The 18,569-nt window shown below is 60.0% G+C and carries 18 protein-coding genes and 1 tRNA gene; 13 read left to right on the top strand and 6 right to left on the bottom strand.

Annotated features, from left to right (window positions below; translation table 11 throughout):
- Positions 1-20: 20 nt before the first annotated feature.
- Entirely contained in the window at positions 21-215 is a 195-nt protein-coding gene (locus VGR99_RS02370) for a hypothetical protein (RefSeq protein ID WP_326896697.1), read from the bottom strand.
- A 317-nt stretch (positions 216-532) separates the two neighbouring features.
- On the opposite strand from VGR99_RS02370, the gene VGR99_RS02365 reads away from it, so the two are divergent.
- Positions 533-607 (top strand) — tRNA-Thr (locus tag VGR99_RS02365).
- A 109-nt stretch (positions 608-716) separates the two neighbouring features.
- Here the strand turns inward: VGR99_RS02365 and VGR99_RS02360 are convergent.
- Positions 717-1,019 carry a hypothetical protein gene (locus VGR99_RS02360; RefSeq protein ID WP_326896696.1) on the bottom strand — a complete coding sequence of 101 codons (303 nt, stop codon included), beginning with the start codon at positions 1,017-1,019 and terminating at the stop codon, positions 717-719.
- Positions 1,020-1,437: 418 nt separating this feature from the next.
- Here VGR99_RS02360 and VGR99_RS02355 point away from each other — a divergent pair, with 418 nt between their 5' ends.
- Positions 1,438-1,776, top strand: a complete 339-nt coding sequence (locus VGR99_RS02355) for a hypothetical protein (protein ID WP_326896695.1) — start codon at positions 1,438-1,440, stop codon at positions 1,774-1,776.
- A gap of 303 nt (positions 1,777-2,079) precedes the next feature.
- The gene (locus VGR99_RS02350; protein ID WP_326896694.1) at positions 2,080-2,358 is read left to right on the top strand and encodes a hypothetical protein; all 279 of its coding nucleotides are present in this window, start codon (positions 2,080-2,082) and stop codon (positions 2,356-2,358) included.
- A gap of 23 nt (positions 2,359-2,381) precedes the next feature.
- Here the strand turns inward: VGR99_RS02350 and VGR99_RS02345 are convergent, their stop codons facing one another.
- The gene (locus VGR99_RS02345; RefSeq protein ID WP_326896693.1) at positions 2,382-3,674 is read right to left on the bottom strand and encodes an ATP-binding protein; all 1,293 of its coding nucleotides are present in this window, start codon (positions 3,672-3,674) and stop codon (positions 2,382-2,384) included.
- Between the two features lie 213 nt (positions 3,675-3,887).
- Between VGR99_RS02345 and VGR99_RS02340 the strand changes: the two genes are divergently transcribed.
- The 6 genes from VGR99_RS02340 to VGR99_RS02315 all read left to right on the top strand — a co-directional run bounded on the left by VGR99_RS02340 (position 3,888) and on the right by VGR99_RS02315 (position 11,924).
- Entirely contained in the window at positions 3,888-5,012 is a 1,125-nt protein-coding gene (locus VGR99_RS02340) for a phage tail protein (RefSeq protein WP_326896692.1), read from the top strand.
- Positions 5,013-5,014: 2 nt separating this feature from the next.
- Entirely contained in the window at positions 5,015-8,368 is a 3,354-nt protein-coding gene (locus VGR99_RS02335; RefSeq protein WP_326896691.1) for a hypothetical protein, read from the top strand.
- A gap of 27 nt (positions 8,369-8,395) precedes the next feature.
- Entirely contained in the window at positions 8,396-8,860 is a 465-nt protein-coding gene (locus tag VGR99_RS02330) for a hypothetical protein (RefSeq protein ID WP_326896690.1), read from the top strand.
- A gap of 150 nt (positions 8,861-9,010) precedes the next feature.
- Positions 9,011-9,922, top strand: a complete 912-nt coding sequence (locus tag VGR99_RS02325) for an ABC-three component system protein (protein WP_326896689.1) — start codon at positions 9,011-9,013, stop codon at positions 9,920-9,922.
- Positions 9,919-10,164 (top strand): ABC-three component system middle component 6, encoded by a 246-nt coding sequence (locus VGR99_RS02320; RefSeq protein WP_326896688.1) that lies wholly within the window; start codon positions 9,919-9,921, stop codon positions 10,162-10,164. The genes VGR99_RS02325 and VGR99_RS02320 overlap by 4 nt, the downstream gene beginning before the upstream one ends.
- A complete protein-coding gene (locus VGR99_RS02315; protein ID WP_326896687.1) occupies positions 10,161-11,924 on the top strand; it encodes an ABC-three component system protein in 1,764 nt (587 codons plus the stop codon). Before VGR99_RS02320 ends, VGR99_RS02315 begins: the two co-directional genes overlap by 4 nt.
- Before the next feature lie 23 nt (positions 11,925-11,947).
- Here VGR99_RS02315 and VGR99_RS02310 read toward each other — a convergent pair whose 3' ends face one another.
- The gene (locus tag VGR99_RS02310) at positions 11,948-12,598 is read right to left on the bottom strand and encodes a hypothetical protein (RefSeq protein WP_326896686.1); all 651 of its coding nucleotides are present in this window, start codon (positions 12,596-12,598) and stop codon (positions 11,948-11,950) included.
- Between the two features lie 291 nt (positions 12,599-12,889).
- Here VGR99_RS02310 and VGR99_RS02305 point away from each other — a divergent pair, with 291 nt between their 5' ends.
- Entirely contained in the window at positions 12,890-13,459 is a 570-nt protein-coding gene (locus VGR99_RS02305) for a hypothetical protein (protein WP_326896685.1), read from the top strand.
- A gap of 733 nt (positions 13,460-14,192) precedes the next feature.
- Here VGR99_RS02305 and VGR99_RS02295 read toward each other — a convergent pair.
- Positions 14,193-14,387: a hypothetical protein gene (locus tag VGR99_RS02295; protein WP_326896683.1), complete on the bottom strand. Its 195-nt coding sequence runs from the start codon at positions 14,385-14,387 to the stop codon at positions 14,193-14,195.
- Positions 14,388-14,784: 397 nt separating this feature from the next.
- Here VGR99_RS02295 and VGR99_RS02290 point away from each other — a divergent pair, with 397 nt between their 5' ends.
- Together VGR99_RS02290 and VGR99_RS02285 are read left to right on the top strand one after the other, a co-directional pair.
- On the top strand, positions 14,785-15,210 hold the full coding sequence (locus VGR99_RS02290) for a hypothetical protein (RefSeq protein WP_326896682.1): 426 nt from the start codon (positions 14,785-14,787) through the stop codon (positions 15,208-15,210).
- A gap of 1 nt (position 15,211) precedes the next feature.
- Complete coding sequence (locus VGR99_RS02285) at positions 15,212-15,538, top strand: hypothetical protein (protein ID WP_326896681.1); 327 nt, start codon at positions 15,212-15,214, stop codon at positions 15,536-15,538.
- 285 nt (positions 15,539-15,823) lie between these two features.
- Here the strand turns inward: VGR99_RS02285 and VGR99_RS02280 are convergent, their stop codons facing one another.
- Positions 15,824-16,831 carry a glycosyltransferase family 2 protein gene (locus VGR99_RS02280; protein WP_326896680.1) on the bottom strand — a complete coding sequence of 336 codons (1,008 nt, stop codon included), beginning with the start codon at positions 16,829-16,831 and terminating at the stop codon, positions 15,824-15,826.
- Between the two features lie 459 nt (positions 16,832-17,290).
- Here VGR99_RS02280 and VGR99_RS02275 point away from each other — a divergent pair, with 459 nt between their 5' ends.
- Entirely contained in the window at positions 17,291-17,524 is a 234-nt protein-coding gene (locus VGR99_RS02275; protein WP_326896679.1) for a hypothetical protein, read from the top strand.
- Positions 17,525-18,569: the final 1,045 nt, after the last annotated feature.

Here is an 18,569-nt window from a genome sequence, read left to right as displayed (position 1 = left end):
AAATTTCAGTCGATCGGATTTCAACCGCCGGTCTTGCCGGCGGCCTCCTCATCTAGGATCGCATCGTCATTCTGCGAGGGGTCGCCCATTGCGGCGCGTTCGCGCGCCTGCAGCTTCCGCCGCTTGAGGTTTTCGCGCAGCGCCGATTTCAGGCGATCGTCGCGGGATGCCTTCTCCTGCCTCGAGTCCTGTCGCTTGTCGTTCTCGTCAGCCATCACGGTTCCAGCGCTGCCATCGGCGCCAGCATGCCCAAGGAATGCGGCAGCTCAAGAGGCGGGCGCGAACCGATCGTGCGAAACTCGAAATGGACCGAATCCGCAGCCGGGGCCAACTGGCCAGTTGGCGGGGGATAACAGGGGCCAAAATCCGTAGAAGGCCGGTCGTTTCGCGCGAAAACGGGCATTTTGGCCTCGATATCGGCCCGATTTTCTCGTTTTGACCGGCCCAGCAAGCTTGCACAGGAGGGGGGCTTGTGGCAGATATCGGCCCGCTTGGTAGGCCCCTTTGGCGGCCGATTCTTGTCCCAGCACATGCTGCCGTAGCTCAGTGGTAGAGCACTCCATTGGTAATGGAGAGGTCGACAGTTCAATCCTGTCTGGCAGCACCATCAAATTCAAATACTTAGCAGCGTTGTGCTCTTCCGGAAAATCGCGCCGGAAGCACCGCGGAAGCACGGCAGGCGGCGCGGGGCCGTCCGCCGTACCCGCGCACATCGATCAGTTGAGCTGTAAGCGAGCTTCCATCTTGTCTCTTGCCTTCAGCATTCGCGTTGCCATCGGCAACGTCACGGCGGCGTCGACCTCTACCAAGTTGCCGGCCAAGGCGCGGAACTGGCCGGCGGCCTTACCCTTGAGGGGGGCCAGCATTGCTGCGGCAACAGCTGAGCTCACCTGGCACTGAACCAGGGCGTAGGGTCCATCAACGATCAAGAGGACACCCACATTCCTGCGGGCGAGCTCGCGGCCGATCTCGGTTTCGCAGGCAGATTCGTTGGAGCAGAGAGCGAGGGATGAGCGCATAACGTTTTGCCTTTCGAGCAAGAGCTGAAGCCCAGGGGCGAAATGACCGACGTTAGACGGCCCCGCGCGCCTTTGGGCGTGCGCCTTGGACATACGCGCGCGGCCCCTGGACAAGATTTGTGATCGCCGCTGACCGGATTGGCTATCGGCTAACGTTTCGGGCTTTCGACCCGCGATCAGGATGCGCCCTGTTGAAAATTCGGCAACGAATATTTTGTCGATAAAAGTCTAATACGTAAAACCAGACAAGCTAGCGCTTGAATGCGCTTGCTTTTCCTCACGCGCGGTTCTCGCTTGTCGGGTTTCGAACTCGCAAAACAATACAAGAAATGGCTGTGCCACAGGCACTTTTGCGACTCGAGTATTTGAGCCGCGTCAGCGACTTAGATAGAATCAACGCGCCACAGAGGAGCGCGTCATGAAGCAGAAGCGAGTTTCGCCCTCAAATGATCCTGCCGTCATTGCTCATAAGCGGGTCCTCGCTGCCGGCGAAGATGATGAGAAATATCTGGCGGCGATCATCGATCTCGAGACTTGCCCAGCGCTCACGGCGCAAGGCGTGCGCGCGAAGCGGAATCTCGAGCGCGAGCGCCAGGCAGCGTTAGAGCAAGGCGATCGATTGACGGCGGAAGGTCGGATAATGATGCAGCTCCTGGCCGACACGATTGACGAGGGGCTTGCGCTGTTGACGCGTGCCGGCATGAGAATGCGCCAGGCCCGGCCGGTACCGACCCCGGCCCCGGCTCTCGACCCCTAGGGGGGAGGCGCTCGCACGGCGTCCAAAGGCCGCAAAGCCGCTCGGTTAATTTTCAGATTTTTGAGAAGTTCAGGGCAGCCAGGAATCGAATTCGATGACAAGTTTCATGGACGAACAGCGCGAACAAGCGCAAGGAATGGCTTACCACGAGGCCGGGCATCTTTGCGCGGCAGAACATCTTGGGTTTAACACTGATGGAATGATCCTCAATCCGGGGCCGTTGGCGGGCAAGGCGGCGCCAAGCTTAGACTTCAAGAGGAGATCACAACCTTCGATCAGGTCCGGGACTATTTGCGTCGCCGCGTGAAAGTGCTGTTTGCCGGCCCGATTGCCGAGGCAGTGGTTTTCGATCAGGCTGGCCCCGAACGCGCGCTAGAAATTTTAGAAGCGCAGGGCCAAGACGATTTCAGAAAGGCTACGGAATTCGTCCAGCTGCTATCCAATATGACCTTTCCGCTCGATCAGAACGACAAAAGCGGCAAACAGAAGCTAATCGACGAACTGTGGGAGGAAGCTTTCGAACTCGTTGATAAGCTGAAGGACAATATCAGATCCCGCGCGGAAGCCGAGCTCGAAGTTTAATTCAAAGATCCCGACGAGGAGGATCAAGTTGCGGGCGGCCAAATCACACCCAGCTCCCATGACGGATGATAGCTGCCCAAATTCCACACGTCCTTGTCCACCGTCATCATGAGCTCGTCGAATGTTTGCAACTCGCCGATCTCGTAGCGCGGAAATGTCGTGCTGCCAGCAGGTATAACCGCCGTCGGCCGTTGGGGGTAGCCGTGGAGGAGAAGCGGATCCGAAGTCATGAGCTCGACTTCAAGAGCAAATTGCTGAGTTGGCCGAGAATTCAATGCTCGGATGACTGTAGCGGCATGAACGACACATGCGACGTTCCAATGCAGCTCGGTTATTTCAAGGAAGCCGTGACGTGGCCGCCCGTTTTCGGGCTGCTTCTGCCAGACAAAACGCTCGATAAGCCCCTCGCTGCTTATTCGATCTAGTCCAAAGCTGTTCGTACCCTCAAATTCGCGATCGACCGCCCTGAGCCGAGGCGCCCACGCGCGAGTCGTTCTGAGATCACGCCATTCGAGCTGTCGGATTTGTCCTGTACCGTTGAATGCGCGGGTGTCAATTCCCTTCAACCACGGTTGCTTTGGGATGTTCGTAATCGCAAAAGGAGCAAGGGGGCGCGCAGTAACCCGCACAGCCCAAATGCCGACCCATCCTTGGGTCGTCCCCTGCGCGATGTAGGTGCCCTGGACGCCTACGTCCGGGTGAGTACGCTGGTGCTCATCGGGAATCCAGGAGTGGAAGCGGACACCGCTGTCCTGAAAGGATTTCTCCGCATTCGCCGCCGAGCGCGCCTTCTGGCGGATCATCTCCTGGATTTCGAGCATGCTCATCGGCTCGGCACGGTCGTTCCGGCGAACATAGCAATGGTTGTTTTGCGTGTGCCTATGCGGAGCAAGGTAAGATTCCAGCGTCCGCATAACGATAACACCACTCGTGCCGTCGGCCTCGGTAATGACCCCTTCGCATTCGAATACCGGAAGCTTCGGCTCTACTCGATCGCTTATTGCCTGATGCAGGCGAGCAGCAGCTTCTTTGCAGCGCGGAATGGGGAATATTGGCGGCTTGGCGCGCTTTGTTGCCGTATCCTCGTCGATGCCGACAATGAGTGTCCCGCCGATGGTGTTTGCAAACGCGATGATCTCCGCAGCGAGTTCATCTTTTGCGTCGTCCCCAAGCTTGCCATTCGTCATCCAAGGGTCGACGCCCTTTTTGACGGGAAGTGTTCGCTTGAGCTCAAAATCCAGCGTCTCGGCCGCTTCGTTCTGAATGACCTCAAGCACTTGAGATGCGGAGACTTCGGCCAAGCGAGTGGGAAACATATGCTCACCGTTGATTCGTGGCGTTGTTAGTTCGTAGTGCGGCTCAACGAGCGATTCAATCCAGAATGGAGTTATCACTCGCCGCTAATCAACTTTTCACTTTTCAATAACCGCGTCTGAGTTACACTTCTCACTACGGACGCAACGCCGCTTCGCCGACGGCACCCACCGCGCAATCCCGCGCATTTTCTCTCACCCCCGTCGGCGAAACATATGTCCTCCACGACTTACGACCGCCAAACCAGTTTCGCGCTGTTCAGCGCTGAAAACCCGACCTTGCAGCAGTCCGGCGCATCACTCGATGCGGAGTTCAACGCTGTCAAGCTGTCGATGGACGACACCCAGCAGAACCTGGCCAAGATTCAGGACGACGACGGCGCCGTAAAGCGCGGCAGCATCGGCAAAGAGCAGTTCGACTCCAGCGTCAGCATCGGTTTCGCGGCGCCGGCGCAATGGGCGACCGGCGTTCTTTACACCGCCTTCGTCAGCACGGTTTTTCACAGCTCGATCTTCTACATCGCGAACGTCACCCACACATCGGGGGCCGTTTTCGATGCGTCCAAGTGGAATGTTCTGGCCGATTTCACGACGTCCGCGGTGATCCCGGACGGGTCGATCGCATCAGTCAAGCTGGCCGACGGCGCCGTCGCCGCAAACAAGCTGGCCGACGGCGTTGTGACCAACTCGAAGCTGGCCACGAACGCGGTGACGACCAACAAGGTGGCCAATAACGCGATTTTGCTCGCGAAATTGGGCAGCGACGTGCCGGCGCAACTTCGTGATTTGATCATCCCGGCGGGCGCCATTTGGCCCTACGCCGGCGCGTCTGTTCCTTCCGGATGGCTTCTGTGTGCCGGCCAGAATGTTTCACGTACCGCGTACCCTAATCTGTTTGCGGCGCTTGGCGGCGGCGCGATCTACGGTTTCGGTGACGGGTCCACGACCTTCACGATGCCTGACTTGCGGGGCCGCGTGCCCGCTGGCCTCGACAGCATGACCGGCACGCCGGCCGGGCGACTTACGACGACGCTTACAGGTATTGGCCTAGGCGATTTCGGCGGTGAGGAGTGGCACACGCTGACGACGTCGGAGATTCCGTCGCATACGCACGCGAACACGTTGTCCGATCCTGGCCACACGCATCCGTATGTGGCCGTGAACAACAGCGAGCAGAAGCCGGCTTCGGGCGGAACGGCCGCTTACACCAGCACAACCACAGTCAACACCACTTCCAACACCACCGGCATCACGATCACCAACGTCTCGACGGGCGGCGGCGGGGCACACAACAACGTCCAGCCCACCCTCGTCATCAACTACATCATCAAGGCGCACTGACGATGCCCCAACTCATCGAATTTGAAGGGCGTCGTCACGAGTTTCCTGATGATTTCACGCAAGCGGACATACAGCGCGCGTTGAGCTCGATGGCGGATCCGCGATTGCCTGAAGTGGGAACTTCCGATCGTCGATATCCAATGATCGGCGGCGATGTATCCGCGCCACAAGCAGCAATTCCCCCACTGCCCCCTGGCTACAAACTTGATCCGCCAGCGAACAAGCCCGGGATGTTCGATGACCTCATTTCGAAGGGGCCCACGTTCGTTTTCACATCCCCAGAGGGCAAGAGCTACACAGTCAAAGGCCCCCAGGGGGCAACGACTGAACAGGCTTGGCAGATCCTGCAGCAGCAGTTGGCTGGACAACAGGCGGCTCAGTCTGCGGCACCGAGGATTTCATTCGATGATCTCATTCCGGGGCCGGGAGCCGGTCGAGAGCCCAAACTCGGACCTGCCGACCATGATCCTTTTGCCGCCTTTCCCGACGCGAAGCCGCCGTTCGATCCGACGCAGCCGTTCCAAGCCGTTGATCAGCCGGCCATGCCTGCAACGGCCGCCCCCGAGGCTCCCCCATTGGGCGCGGCGAACGCTGCGCGCCAAGGGCGTCTCTACATCACCCCCGAGCGACCCAAGCCCATCGATCGCCCCGCGTCACTTCTTCCGAGCAGCGTCGGCGGCGCGGTTCGTGACTTCCAGGTCGGCACCCAAGGCGTCGGCAAGGGGCTCACCGACATCGTCACCGCCCCGTTCGACCTTGCGGCTGGCGTGCAGAACGCCGCGACCACCGGCATTAATAAGCTGTTCGGAACCAACATCCCGTACGCTACGCCGGCGTCCAAGCTGGTCGAGAAGGCCGTCGACGCCAGCGGCATTCCGTTCATCGACCCCGCCACGATGTCGCGGAGCGAGAAGCTCGCCTATGACGTCAATCGGTTCGGCACCCAAGCTGTCGGTACCGGCGCCATGCTGGCGCAGCGTGCTCCGAGCGTCGCGGCCGCGGCAACGCGTTCCGAGACCCTCCCTGGGCGGATCTTGGACCACATGGCGCGGCCCTACGCAGAGGCTCCAGCCCGTACGCTGGTTGGCGATACGATCGGTGGCGCGGGCGCTGGGGTAGCGGTCAACGCAGCCGACAACAGTGTCCCTGACGATGCGATCGTCCTCGGACACCATGTGGGGCACGGCCTCAAGGACGTTACCAACTTGCTGGCGCCGCTCGCGGGGGCTTCTGCCGCGAATTCACTGCAGGCCGGCCTTGAAGGCGTAGGCGGCATGATCCGCAACTTGGCATCCAGGGCGTTTGCGACCGCGCCGGCGCCGATCCCGCTCAATCCGGCCACCAAGGCGCCGTACGGCAACGCCGACGTAGATCGCGCTGCGGCTAGGCTTCAGTCGGCCGCAATAGGTTCTCCGAAGGCCCTGGCCCAAGACATTCGCGAGAACGCGGCTTCCTTGGCGAGCCCTGCGGAGGGCGGGTCGCCGCTGCAGCCCTCGGCCATGCCGACCTCGGGGCTTCTTTCGCGCGACCCGGGCCTCATTGCAGCCGAGCAGGGCGCCCGCCTGAAGTCGTCGCCCGACTTCGTCAAGCGCGACCAGAACGTCAAGGCCGCGGCCGCCGAGCGCGTGGAGGCCATGCGCGATCCGGGAGCGGATCTTGCGTCAGTGATGCGCCGAGCGGGCGAAGCGCGTGCCGAGCGGTTGAACGCCGCGGAGAACGATGTCTTGCAGCGTCAGGACGCCGTTAACTCGCTCGATCAAATCAGGCGCGATCAGGGGCTTCCGCTGAGTACCGTCGCAAATAGTGAGGCAAAAGCCAGCGCATCCCGTAGGCTCGACCGGGCGTTGGTTGACCAAACCTACGTTCCCGCCCGGGCGGAGAAGAACCGGCTGTTCGATACCGCCCCTGGCCGCAACGACGAGCTGCCTGCAGACGAGGTCTTCGGTGCAATCGATCGCATCCGAGCCGGCGCGAACAATTTGGCGCCCGGCACGCTGCCGAACGACTTCATGCGGCGCTTGGATGCGCTGCGGCCGCGGATCGATCCCGAGACTGGTGTCAATGTCGGTGGTCCTGGCACGGCGAACGGTGGCGATCTAGCTGACCTCCGCAAGTTCATCGGCCCGGCGCAGCAGCGTGCGCAGCAGTCCGGCAATTTCGATCTGGCGGATAACCTTGGTCGCCTCCGTTCCGCGATCAATCGCACGATCGAGGAAGCCCCTGGTTACGCGGACGCGAACGCCAACTATCAGCGCTTTGCAGAGCGCTTCCGCCCCGAGCCAAATGACGCGATGTCCAAACTTACGAAAGCGATCGACCGCGGTGGCCAGAACGCCGATGGCGAGCTCAATCGCGGCGCCACCCCGCCGTCTGACACGGCAGGCAGGTTCCTGAACACCGCCGAGAACGCTGTCACCTTGCCTCGAGCTCTGCAGGGCTCGCCCGCAATGACCGCTGCCGAGACAGCTCTGCGCGATCACTACCGCTCAAGCATCGCCATGTCGGCGCTGAATCCGGACGGCACTATCAATCCGATCCGGGCGGCGGCCTGGGCCAACAGCCACGCGGATATCCTGGCGCAATTCCCTGCGATCCGTGGGGAGTTCGACAATATCGTTGCCCAGGCGCGGCGCGGCGAGCAGCTATCTACGCAGGCTCGAGCCGACCTTGAGGCAGCCAGAACAGCGCGGAATGCGACTGAGACCGAAGTTGACCGCTCGGTGATCGGGACTTTGATCCGCGAGGATCCGCGCGACGCCGCGGCAAGTGTCCTCAACGACAAGTACGGCGGCTCGAAGAGACTCGACGAGATTAACGCACTGGTCCGTCACGACGAGCAGGCAACCCGCGGCTGGAAGGCGGCGGTGTCGGAGGTCCTAGCAGACAAGGTGCAGGGCACCAAGCAAATCGGGGAAACTCTCGAGGTACAGTTCGCTCGTCTCGCGAAGGAGTTCAAGGACAACGAACAGGTTCTCGCTAAGGTCTTCACGCCTGAAGAGATGAACAACCTTCGTCAGGCTCACAAGATCCTGTCGTACTTCAAGGAAGCCGAGAAGCGCGCGACCGTCGGAAGTGACACTGCTGAAAAGATAGCTATTCCCACCGGTGTGCAACTCGCGTTTCGGCACATCTACGGAGATCTGAAGGGCGGCGGCGTAATCAAACGAATGAAGCTGCTCATGGAAATGCTGCCCTCCGGCAGGCAAAACGTCGACGAGATTGTCAACGCCGCGTGGTTCGACCCGAACTTGGCTGCTTATCTGCTCGAGCGGCCGGTCAAGAACTACAATGTGCCGCGGTTCAACGTCGACCTGCGGCGATTGATTGCGGCTGCAAACGCGTCGCGCGATCAGTAATCGATCCATAACGAAGGAGACAACCGAATGACGGCTCTGATTGCATCATCGGACCTGAGCGACCAACAGCGTGAGCTCGTGCGTTGCATCGTGGTCGAAGGTCGACCGCCCGAGGAAGCGGCCGTGATGGCGGGATACCATCCGAAGTCGGTCTACAGGGCCTTGCGCCTGCCGGCCGTCGCCGAGGCGATCTCGGCCTCGATCCAGCTTGACCTCGCCGCTGTCGGCGCACCCCTCGCCTATCGCGTCGCGAAGTCGCTTCTCCAGGACGAACGCGTCAGCGCCCGGGTGAGAGCTGATCTTTCAATGAAGGTGCTCGACCGGGCAGGCCACATCACGCCCACCCGGAAAGATCTGGCGCCGCAGCGAAAGTCACTCTCGGAGATGTCTCGCGACGAGCTCGCGGCGTTCATCGAAACCAACCAGGCGCAGATTGACAAGGTCGAGGGCGAGCTGGCGTCCCGGGCGACGGATGTGTCTCCTTACTTGTGACAAATGCACTCGTGGACAGCGAACCTTCGGCGCATGCGCGCTTTGATCGGCGGATTCGTTGACTTAGTGTAGCCTAGAAGCTATCTGCAAGAAATGTCGTCTATTTTCAGGGGCGGCGCGCTGCGCAGAGGATGTGGGGCTCTAGGCGGCATGATGGATGAATTGCAGCGCTCAATCTATGTCGATCGTTTCCGCGTAGCCTTTCATACATTGAAGGGCACGACCTTTCAGGATTGGTTCGTCCGACTGGCCGGATACGCGTTTGGGCCCGATTTCGAGGAGGTCCGGCCCTACGGACCCCACGGCGACCTGAAATGTGATGGGCGCCGCATCAGCACGGGCTCTGTGTTCCAGTGCTACGCGCCAGATGCCATGAAAGAGGCGGCTCTTATCGCAAAGGTCGAGGAGGACTTCCACGGCGCGCGCGTGCATTGGGCGACCTCAATGCAGGAGTGGGTATTCGTACACAATGACGGTCGCGGCCTGCCCCCCAATGCGGTTCAACAGCTGGACATGCTACGAAAGACTCACAACCCGCTGCAGATCGCAACCTGGTCCGAGCCGGAACTGTTCTCGCTCGCTATGGGTCTCGATCTTCCATCACTTCAAGCCCTCTTCGGTCCTGCGGCTTCCATCGCGATCGTGGATCGCCTTGTCATGTCCGATTTGGTGCCGATCATCGAAGCGCTCCAGAGGCAGGAACCCAATCCAAGCGATCCGCCCCTGACACCACCATCGGCAGAGAAGCTAGAGAAAAATGCCCTGTCCGAGGAAACAGGCCTGTTCCTGCGCATTGGCCGCCGGAAATCGGCGCTGGTGGATACCTTTTTCCGCAAGAGCCCGCGCCCTGATCTCGGCGAGCGCATCGCCGAAGCTTTCCGGCTGCGCTATGCCGAATTGAAGGCCTTCGATCTTCCGGCCGACACGATCTTCAAGCATCTTCAAGATTATGCGGGCTTCAATGGTGAGCCGAAGCGTCAAGGGGCGGCGCTGGCGATCCTCACCTATTTCTTCGATAGCTGCGACATTTTCGAAGATCCGATTGCCGTGGGAGCATCATGATCCTCCCGACGAAGCACGTCCGTCCCGATAGAGCGCTCATCGGCGTCGGCGCTGAGATTCTCGATATCCTCAACCGTCCGATGACCATGTCGCGGCTATGGGACGAGGCCCGCGGGCGCCGCTCGCTCCATGCACCTAACGCCCCGATCGACTACCAGTGGTTCATCTTGTCGCTCGACTTGCTCTTCACGATCGGTACGATTGATTTCGATCGCGGCCTAGTGCGGAGGGTTCAGTCATGATCCGCCGTTTCGGCAGCGATCTCGCGTCATTCAAGACCCTGACCTTCAAGCCCGGCCTGAACATCCTACTGGCCGACAAGAGCGAAGGTGCAAACGATCGACAATCGAGGAATGGCGCGGGTAAGACCAGCTTCATCGAACTTGTTCATTTCCTGTTCGGCGCCGATGCGCGCAAGGATAGCATTTTCCGTTCCGATGCGCTGACGACTTGGACGTTCGACGTCGTTGTCGACATTGCGGGAGAGGCCGTCTCGGCCGCCCGCAGTGGCGCCAAGCCGAGCCGGATCCTCCTCAATGGACCCGTCGAGAACTGGCCGATCCCACCGCAATTGGATGGCCGCGCCGGCTTATTCGAGATGTCCAATGAGAACTGGAAGGCAAATCTCGGAAAGCTCTGGTTCGGTTTGCCAATTGAGGCCGGGGACGAAGCCGAACGCTTCCAGCCATCGTTTCGCTCACTCTTCTCCTATTTCGTCCGCCGCCAGAACAGTGGCGGCTTTCAGCAACCGATGCAGCACTCAGGGATGCAGCAGGCATGGGATCAGCAGGTCTCCATCTGCTATCTGCTCGGGCTCGACTGGAGCATCCCTGGCCGCTTCCAGGAACTGCGCGCGCAGGAGAAGGTCGCTCAAGAGCTGCGCAAAGCCGCCCGTAGCGGCGACCTTGGCCGATTCTTCGGCAAGGCAGCCGATCTTAGAACGAAGCTGACTATCGCAGAGGCTCGCGCCGCGCGGATGCGTCAGCAACTTGAGGCGTTCGAGGTTGTGCCAGAATACAAGGCTCTCGAGCGTGAAGCAAACGAGATCACGCGCGAGATCGATGGAATGAACGTCGAGAACGTGATCGACGGCGATCTCCTGCGACAGCTTCGCGCGTCGCTTTCAGACGAGGATGCGCCCGATTTGGGTGACCTCACGAAGCTCTATGCCGAGGCCGGCGCGGTCCTGCCCGACATGGTGCGGCGTCGTTTCGACGAGGTAGAACGCTTCCACCGGACCATCATTGAGAACCGACGCGCGCACCTGACTGCCGAGATCGCCTCGGCCGAGGCTCGTGTCTCCGAACGCGATCAGCGCACTGCCGAGCGCGACCGACGCCGGCGACAGATCATGGGCGTGCTGCGCTCCGGCGGAGCACTAGAGCACTACACGTCGCTGCGCGAGGAAGCTGGTCGTGCAGAGGCGGAGGTCGAAGGACTTCGCCAGCGCCTCGACACCGCCGAGCGGATCGAGAGCACCAAGGCCGAACTCGACATCGAACGGGCCAACTTGAGCAAAGCGCTACGCGACGACATCCACGAACGGGCCGAAATCATCCGCGAGGCCATTCTCGCCTTCGAGTCGCTCTCGGAATCCCTTTACGAGAAGGCCGGCAGTCTGACGATTTCTGAAACCGGAAGCGGCCCTCAGTTCGAGGTTCATATCGATGGGCAGCGAAGCAAGGGCATCACTAATATGCAGATATTCTGCTTCGATCTCATGTTAACCGAAATCAGCCTGAAGAACGGTCGTGGTCCCGGTTTCCTGATCCATGACAGCCATTTGTTTGATGGCGTAGATGAGCGACAGGTCGCGAAGGCCTTGCAACTCGGGGCCGAACGGGCCGAGGCGGCGGGCTTCCAATACATAGTCACCATGAACTCCGACGCGCTACCTCGCGAGGGCTTCAGGCTTGGTTTCGACATCCGTTCCCATGTTATGCCGACGAAGCTGACCGACGCGACGGACACCGGAGGGCTGTTCGGCCTACGCTTCGAATAGGCCGGAACTATCGGGGCAGCGCCCTACTTCGTTCTCGGCAACGCCGGCTTCGGCGGCCTCTTCTTCGGATCCTTCCAATTGAAGTGGCCACGGGTCGGCAGCGGGATCATGTTGCGTTTGCAAAGGCCCCGCAGTGCGGTCTCGGTGATGCCGAGATCGGCACCTGCGCGGATCATGGTCTTGCTCCACACAAGATTGAAGAGCTTCACCCTGGTTATTTTGACGCGCACACCGCGTATCCGGACATCAATGCCGCGGAATTGACGCGGCCGCTTGATGCCGTGTTTCCGCTCGAAGGCCTTGGTGGCCTTAACCTCCATCCTCGAGCGATAGCGCGCCAAGCGCGCTGGGTCCGGATACGCACCAGGCGCACAAGCCTTCTTCTGCTTGTAGTATCGCCGCGCCCAGGATTGCTGCTCTTCGTCGTCGAAGGGATAGAATGGGACGTCCGGCGGCGACCATTCGATGTGCTCCGGAAGGAAGGTCGGCCGCTTGAGGTCGAAGTCCCACCAGATGGCGCAACCCAATCGCGTGTGGTGATAGTCGGTTGCGAGCGCGTCGACCATCTCCACGCAGTACATCGGATCACCGCTTCTGCGAGCGACGGGTGGCAGCATTCCAATATTCTGCAGATCGCCGAGCTCTGAGGCTCTGATCTTCAGACGTTTGAGCACCTGGTGCTCTTCGTAGAGCGGTGGCCCGGGCATCGTCGGTCCCTCGTTACGAGAAGAGCCGGCCATGAGACGGACTTGTCTGTCAAATTGCGACAGTCGCAGTCACATCGGACAGAAAATCAACTGCCGCTTCAAAGCGAGAAGTTCGTTGTTGGGTTTGTCTGGTATCGCGTTGAAGGTCTCGCGCCTGATTCGCTTCGGCGGGCAAGTTGGGTTCAGATCAGTAGGCGGCTGGGCATCTCTTTACGAAGTCAGGTTGCGTCAAGTGAAGCCGCTGACTAACAAGACCACATGAATACCGAATCATCCTTGAATTGGCCGAATGCAGAGCCGCCTGCTCTCGTGCCCACGCCTCGCCGACGATGGCCGCTTGTCCTCGTTGTAATCGTCGTGCTCTCCCTGGCAGGCGCTGGTGGTTCTTATGCCTGGCTGAACCCGGGACTGTTCATTCCAACCGCGGGTCGCACGCCAACTGAAGTTGATACGGTGTCCAGCGATAAAGCAGTTCTAACGGATCTGCTCGCCGCGCAGCAAAAAACGACCGACGACTTGGCGGCCATCGACAGGGCCATTGCCGATCAACAAGAACAACTAAAAGCGATAGTCAGCCAGCTTGCGAGCTTGAGCGCGAAGATCGACACCATGACAAGCCCGCCGCCGCAGACACAGGCGGCGCCGTTTCCCACGCTGGCACCCGCTGTAGCGGCACCGACAGTCCCGACGGCTCACGCGACGCCAGTGCCAACAGCGCACGTCGTCCCCAAGCAAAGGAAGCCATCGCCGCGAGCACCGAACCCTACAGGCCCGATCTCAGTCGGAGGAGCGCCGCTGAGCGTGGCGCCCGATGCACCTGGGCAGTGAGCCGCGCACCACGATGGCGAGGTCCGAACTCGGAGAGGGAAGCGTGGCCGGGTCGAAGCTCTCACCTATCCACCAACAGGTCCCGAGAGCGCCTGCAGCCCCGCTTCTATCGCTGCAATGTCCTGCTCGACTTCGGCGATCGACGACCGGCAGTCGATGCCCGTCCTGGCCTTAAGATCGACTGCCAGATGGCGGCGGTGGTTTCTTAGATCCTCGAGAGACTGCCTATCATTCAGTCTCGTGTAGCCATCCACAATCATCTCAATTGCACTCGACATAACGCTACCCCACTGTGAAATCGGCATTCTCAAATGAAGACAGCCTAAGGCGGCATGGATAGCCGGGAAATAATACGAACGATCTACTCAGCCTGGGCTAGGACCAGTCGCGCTTGGCGATAGGCCGACGAACCTGAGGCGGACCTTAGCTGCTACAGCTATCCCGGTCGGGTTGTCGCCTTCAACGAGATCGGGGGTGGTCAGGGGACACATGCGACGTCGTGAAAGTTGTCGCACGCGGTTGACACCGGCGCCGAAGTCTCTCCGGCCGCCTAACAGGGCCTTCATGAATTCCAAAAAGGGCCGCCAAGGGGATGCATCACCAATCCCTGACGGCCCTTCGCTGGTCGCCGTGTCTCACGGCTGGTACACGGAATTATTTGCGAGTTAAACCTAGGCGCGACGAAAGCCGCCGCTGGGCGTTTTCGTGGTTGTCCACCGCGTGAGGGAAATCGTTACGCTCCACGCCAGACGTGCAAGACACCTTCGCGGAAGCCGCCTACGAACTGATCAGATACGTCGGGCGGCAAGATTTCGGCAATGTCGTCGAACGATCCAGCCACCAACGTGGCAAGCTCATGAGCGGATGCATGCTCAGCCCAGCGTCGGCCCATTTCCAAACCGCGCAGACGTTCCTGTTCAATGTCCATCCATTCTCGGCCCGATGCGTTGTGATAGGAACGGCCCGGCGCCGGGGGCTGGGAGCGTTAGACGGCGCCGGGGCCGTCGTCCGTCACCGCTCGAACGGAGCCTTTGGAGGGGAACGTTCGTCGGCAGTGGCGAACACAGAGCCAATATAACCTTTGGTTGTTGTTCCGGCATGTGCAATTTGTGCCAAATCCGGCGTGCTGGCGAGAAGCCTGCACAGCAGCGGAGCAGGCAGCTCTTCTGGAAAAGAATGAAGCCGACTCGGTTGGTACTCGCTCGCAGACTTCCTTGATATCCAGATCTGCGAGAATCTCCTTGACCGACCTGGAGCGCAATCCGCCGCTCATCCTCCAAGGTCTAGCGGCTTGCCTCCTGCTTCGTTCGACGGAATCTTGGCGCATGAGCACGAAGTCACGAGAGGTCATCTGGGGCGGCCGAATCATGGGCGCGAAGATCCGCGCCCAGGGAGCCCGCGAGAACGCGGAGCAGGCCGTACGCGAGGCCGATCGAGCGGAAGCCGAAGCCTGGTCCGTCCGCATGGAAGGCTACGGAGGCCCTGCCCAACCCTCTCCGACTATCGGTCAGTGCCTCAATGGCGGGCTTGGCTGGTTAGAGGTCGAGTGCACCCGCTGCAAGACACGCGCGAGCCTACCCTTCGACGCTATCCGCCGGCCGAAAGATACGCCGATATGGAAGCTTGAGGCTTCTCTGAGGTGCCGGTCGTGCCGCACTCCCCGATATGCGCCGAAGGCTCGAATGATCAAGTTGACAGAGACCCGCCAAATCACGCCTTACAAGTGGGTGCATCCATCAGAGGACCGTTAACGTGTCGAACTTCGCCGCCAACCGCCCCTACGCCGACCCAGAAACGGCGGCGCGCAAGCTGGTGGAGATTGCTGCCGCCACGCCGGCGGTGCAGGACGGCCGAATCTACATCGAGCGGGTCAACGCACAGTTCGTGGCTCTGCTGAAAGGCAGCCGCGGTCACCCTGAGTTCGGCGATGGGCTCCGCTGCGCTATCGAGCACGGCTGGCTCTGGATGCACGAAAGCGGCACTTATCTGAAGCTGATGCCCCCGGGCCAGGATTTGTTAGCCTCCAAGGGGAGCACTGTTTCAAATAGGCCACAGACGCGGGAATATTCGGAAACCTAGGAACGAGCAGGCCGAGGTTGGCTTGTGCTTGCGGTGACGGCTTCAGTCGAGCCATGTCACGGCCCCAGCATCATCCCGCCCCCCGGCCGATGTTGGGGCCATTTTTTTTCGAGGTACGCATTGGACGAAGCTTGGAGAGTGGTTTTTGCGATCAGTGCGACGACTGATGTTGCTGCCGGTGCCTACTTTGCCATACGATTCATCATCGGATTGCAGCTTTAGCTCCAGTCACAATCGATTAGCTCACCGCACCCTCCGAAGATGGAGCCGTGACGCGAAGCACCATCAGATCAGGGAGTTTCCAAAAGAAAGCACGCATAGGATCATCCCTGGCGCGCGCGTCCATGCTTGCATGGCCTTGTTGGCAGCCCGTAGAACCGACGGACGCAGGATTTGGATTGCATCGCGGATGGATACACTGATCGGCTGACGGCCGATCCGGCCGCGCAGTCGAGCAACCCGCAGCGCGCGCACCAACGTTTCGGGATCGGGGAGGCCTCTTTTGTCTTTCAAAAGAGTCCACGTCAGACGCTTGAGATCGAACGTCTCCTGGTCAATTTGAGGGAACGATCCGGATGCGGTGATGCTGGCATGGTCGGTGATATCGTAGAAGACAAGACCATCGTCGATCGCCACCATATCGCCATGGCAGGCCAGATCAACGAAGAACAGTTGGTCCACCCCCCAACTTATCGACCGGTGGTTTCGCATCTGGCAGCCGGCTCTGACGACTTTGCTGTTGACCAGCAATGTCGAAGGGACAATCCCGAGCAGCCGTGTCTTGCCCGCCAAATAAAGATCCGTGAGGCACTCCTGGCTCGAATACAGGTAGGTCTCGCTTCCTCGGCGGTACCTTATGCCTTTGTCCTGAACTAGATGGCATGTTGAGGTTATGAATGCCGCGCCTGGATAAGCCCTCGCTAGTTCAGCGAACCTCCGGAGCGCCCCTGGCGCGAGCCAGTCGTCGTCATGCAACAACTTGATCCAGTGGCCGGAGCACGCAAGCATCGCGTTATTTGTGTTGTCGACCTGACCACGGCCTCTTCGGTTTTCGATAACTTGGATTCGCGGCTCCTCGCGGGCGTACTCGCACAGGATACGCCAAGTCTCCCCGACCGGCCCTTCGTCGTCGCTGATCACCAATTCCCAATCCGAGAAGTCCTGTTGCAGCACACTTTCGACGGCACGGCGCAGCATGTCTGGACGGCGGAAGGTCGGTATGGCGACCGAAATGAGTGGCTGACGTTCCGAGCCTCGAGTTCGGCTGCGCGGTTCGGCCTGCAATATGACCATTCGGAGTTCCTCATTGATCGCGGCGGTGGCGCGCGCGGAGGGGGTCCTCAGCAGGGTTCGGGTCGCGACTGATCCGAAGGCAATGCTGAACGTTCTCGCGCTGAGCTAGCCGACTCGGTCGAAACGCTGGACACTGCGAGGCACACCGTCATCGTCCATTTGCATGACGTTGGCCCTCCGCCGGCGCGCGATCCACATATGTTTTATAAAGGGAAAAATTGGCAGTACACGCGCAATGGTGGTGAATCAATGAGCCGCCCGCCATCCCTATTTGCGCTAATTCCAGCGGCCATTTTGGCACTATCCGACTATTTGAGCATTTTGTGATAGTCGCGAATGCGGTTCGGCTCCACCGGGAAGCGTTGGCACTCCCGCGTCCGCTGAGCTTCTCGTCCTGGAAATCGTGAAGCCAATGGGACGACGTTGAGCGCAGCTTAATGTCAGCTGGAGGCATCAACTATGGAACATCTCGGAAAAGGCAAAATCCTCACCCTCGCCGTTTTGGCAGTGCTCCTGGTTTTGATTGGCGTCGGGGCGGTTTCGATATGGAATGAAAGGGGAGTTCAGATCGGCAATTACGGCTGGATCGCGCTAGGCGTCGGCATGTTTTTCTCTGTGCTCGTCGGATGCGGACTAATGGTGCCGATTTTCCTTGGCCGCGGCGGTCACGACGACAGGTCTGATCCCTTTTGAAGGAAGACGGCCCCGGCCTGTAGGGGCTTTGAGGGGTGTAAGGCCGGGGCCGCTGAGGTGCTTGGTATCGGTTGCACCAAGCAGTGGCGAGCCTACTGAGATCGAAGCTTTTGCTCCGTTCGATTTCGCACAGCGCACTTCCCTACCAATTTAGGACACCCGCAATCGCCCGTCTTGCTCCGCTCCCTGAATACGGGAATAACTGGCAATGCGCACTGATTCGGCTGCGCCGAACGGCCTCAGCATCCGGCGCCAGCCCCGGCGATGCGCGGGGCCGTTTCGTTGTGTGACGCAAGATCCCAAGAAAGCAAAAGCGCCGCCCTGGTCCTTGCTCTTTGTCTCCAGTTCAACGGCGCAGCCGCGAGATCTTGAGGTTAAAGCCAGCTAGGTCTTGATAGTCGAAAGGTTGCGGCTGATGCTGCTGGTCAACAGCTTCGTGGTTGCGACCTGTCAACGCGGCAAGCTGTTTGCCTATCAGGCTAAGGGTGCAAGGGGTCTACATTGAACCAGAGTGGTTGCGTCGGAACCGCGGTGGTGTCAGTGATGCTGATGGGATCGCTCATCATCATCGCGCTGTGGTTCTTTTACTAGAGACCAAGAGACGCGCGAGGCGAAGCGGCACGCGCGCGGGGCAAAGAGAGCAAGCGATCCTGTCGCAATCGATTAGCTCGCCATCGATTCACTAATGTTATTGCAAGGATCTCCTAACCGGGAAATAATGGCAATATGGGCTGGGTGCAATGAGGGCCGCTGTTTCCGAAAGGACAGCGGCCCTCTAATTTTTTAAGTTGTTCGTTTTTTTGGTCCTAGGCTCGACGCCGAGGGTCTCCGCTACGCGATCGAACGCGGTAGCGGCACCTATCTGAAGCTGATGCCGCAGGGTCAGGATCTGCTGGGTCAGTAGGAACCGGGAGTTCTCCGTCCCAGTTGGTTTGGGCTGGCTCACCCCCTCTCGAGCTAGCAGAGCAGCCCCGGCCCCTATACCCCCGTTAAACACCAGCCGGGGCCGTCTCTCTGATCTAAAGGGACGAAATCCGCTATGTCG

Source organism: Bradyrhizobium sp. (genome assembly GCF_035935975.1).
In the GTDB taxonomy this organism is placed as follows: Bacteria; Pseudomonadota; Alphaproteobacteria; order Rhizobiales; family Xanthobacteraceae; genus Bradyrhizobium.
Note: the sequence above shows the minus strand (reverse complement) of the source record. Positions and strands in the feature narration are given on the sequence as shown.

Excerpts from the sequence above, each read along its gene's own strand:
- VGR99_RS02370 (WP_326896697.1), bottom strand. The coding sequence starts at position 215 with ATGGCTGACGAGAACGACAAGCGACAGGACTCGAGGCAGGAGAAGGCA.
- VGR99_RS02360 (WP_326896696.1), bottom strand. The coding sequence starts at position 1,019 with ATGCGCTCATCCCTCGCTCTCTGCTCCAACGAATCTGCCTGCGAAACC.
- VGR99_RS02355 (WP_326896695.1), top strand. The coding sequence starts at position 1,438 with ATGAAGCAGAAGCGAGTTTCGCCCTCAAATGATCCTGCCGTCATTGCT.
- VGR99_RS02345 (WP_326896693.1), bottom strand. The coding sequence starts at position 3,674 with ATGTTTCCCACTCGCTTGGCCGAAGTCTCCGCATCTCAAGTGCTTGAG.
- VGR99_RS02340 (WP_326896692.1), top strand. The coding sequence starts at position 3,888 with ATGTCCTCCACGACTTACGACCGCCAAACCAGTTTCGCGCTGTTCAGC.
- VGR99_RS02335 (WP_326896691.1), top strand. The coding sequence starts at position 5,015 with ATGCCCCAACTCATCGAATTTGAAGGGCGTCGTCACGAGTTTCCTGAT.
- VGR99_RS02330 (WP_326896690.1), top strand. The coding sequence starts at position 8,396 with ATGACGGCTCTGATTGCATCATCGGACCTGAGCGACCAACAGCGTGAG.
- VGR99_RS02325 (WP_326896689.1), top strand. The coding sequence starts at position 9,011 with ATGATGGATGAATTGCAGCGCTCAATCTATGTCGATCGTTTCCGCGTA.
- VGR99_RS02320 (WP_326896688.1), top strand. The coding sequence starts at position 9,919 with ATGATCCTCCCGACGAAGCACGTCCGTCCCGATAGAGCGCTCATCGGC.
- VGR99_RS02315 (WP_326896687.1), top strand. The coding sequence starts at position 10,161 with ATGATCCGCCGTTTCGGCAGCGATCTCGCGTCATTCAAGACCCTGACC.
- VGR99_RS02305 (WP_326896685.1), top strand. The coding sequence starts at position 12,890 with ATGAATACCGAATCATCCTTGAATTGGCCGAATGCAGAGCCGCCTGCT.
- VGR99_RS02295 (WP_326896683.1), bottom strand. The coding sequence starts at position 14,387 with ATGGACATTGAACAGGAACGTCTGCGCGGTTTGGAAATGGGCCGACGC.
- VGR99_RS02290 (WP_326896682.1), top strand. The coding sequence starts at position 14,785 with ATGAGCACGAAGTCACGAGAGGTCATCTGGGGCGGCCGAATCATGGGC.
- VGR99_RS02280 (WP_326896680.1), bottom strand. The coding sequence starts at position 16,831 with ATGGTCATATTGCAGGCCGAACCGCGCAGCCGAACTCGAGGCTCGGAA.
- VGR99_RS02275 (WP_326896679.1), top strand. The coding sequence starts at position 17,291 with ATGGAACATCTCGGAAAAGGCAAAATCCTCACCCTCGCCGTTTTGGCA.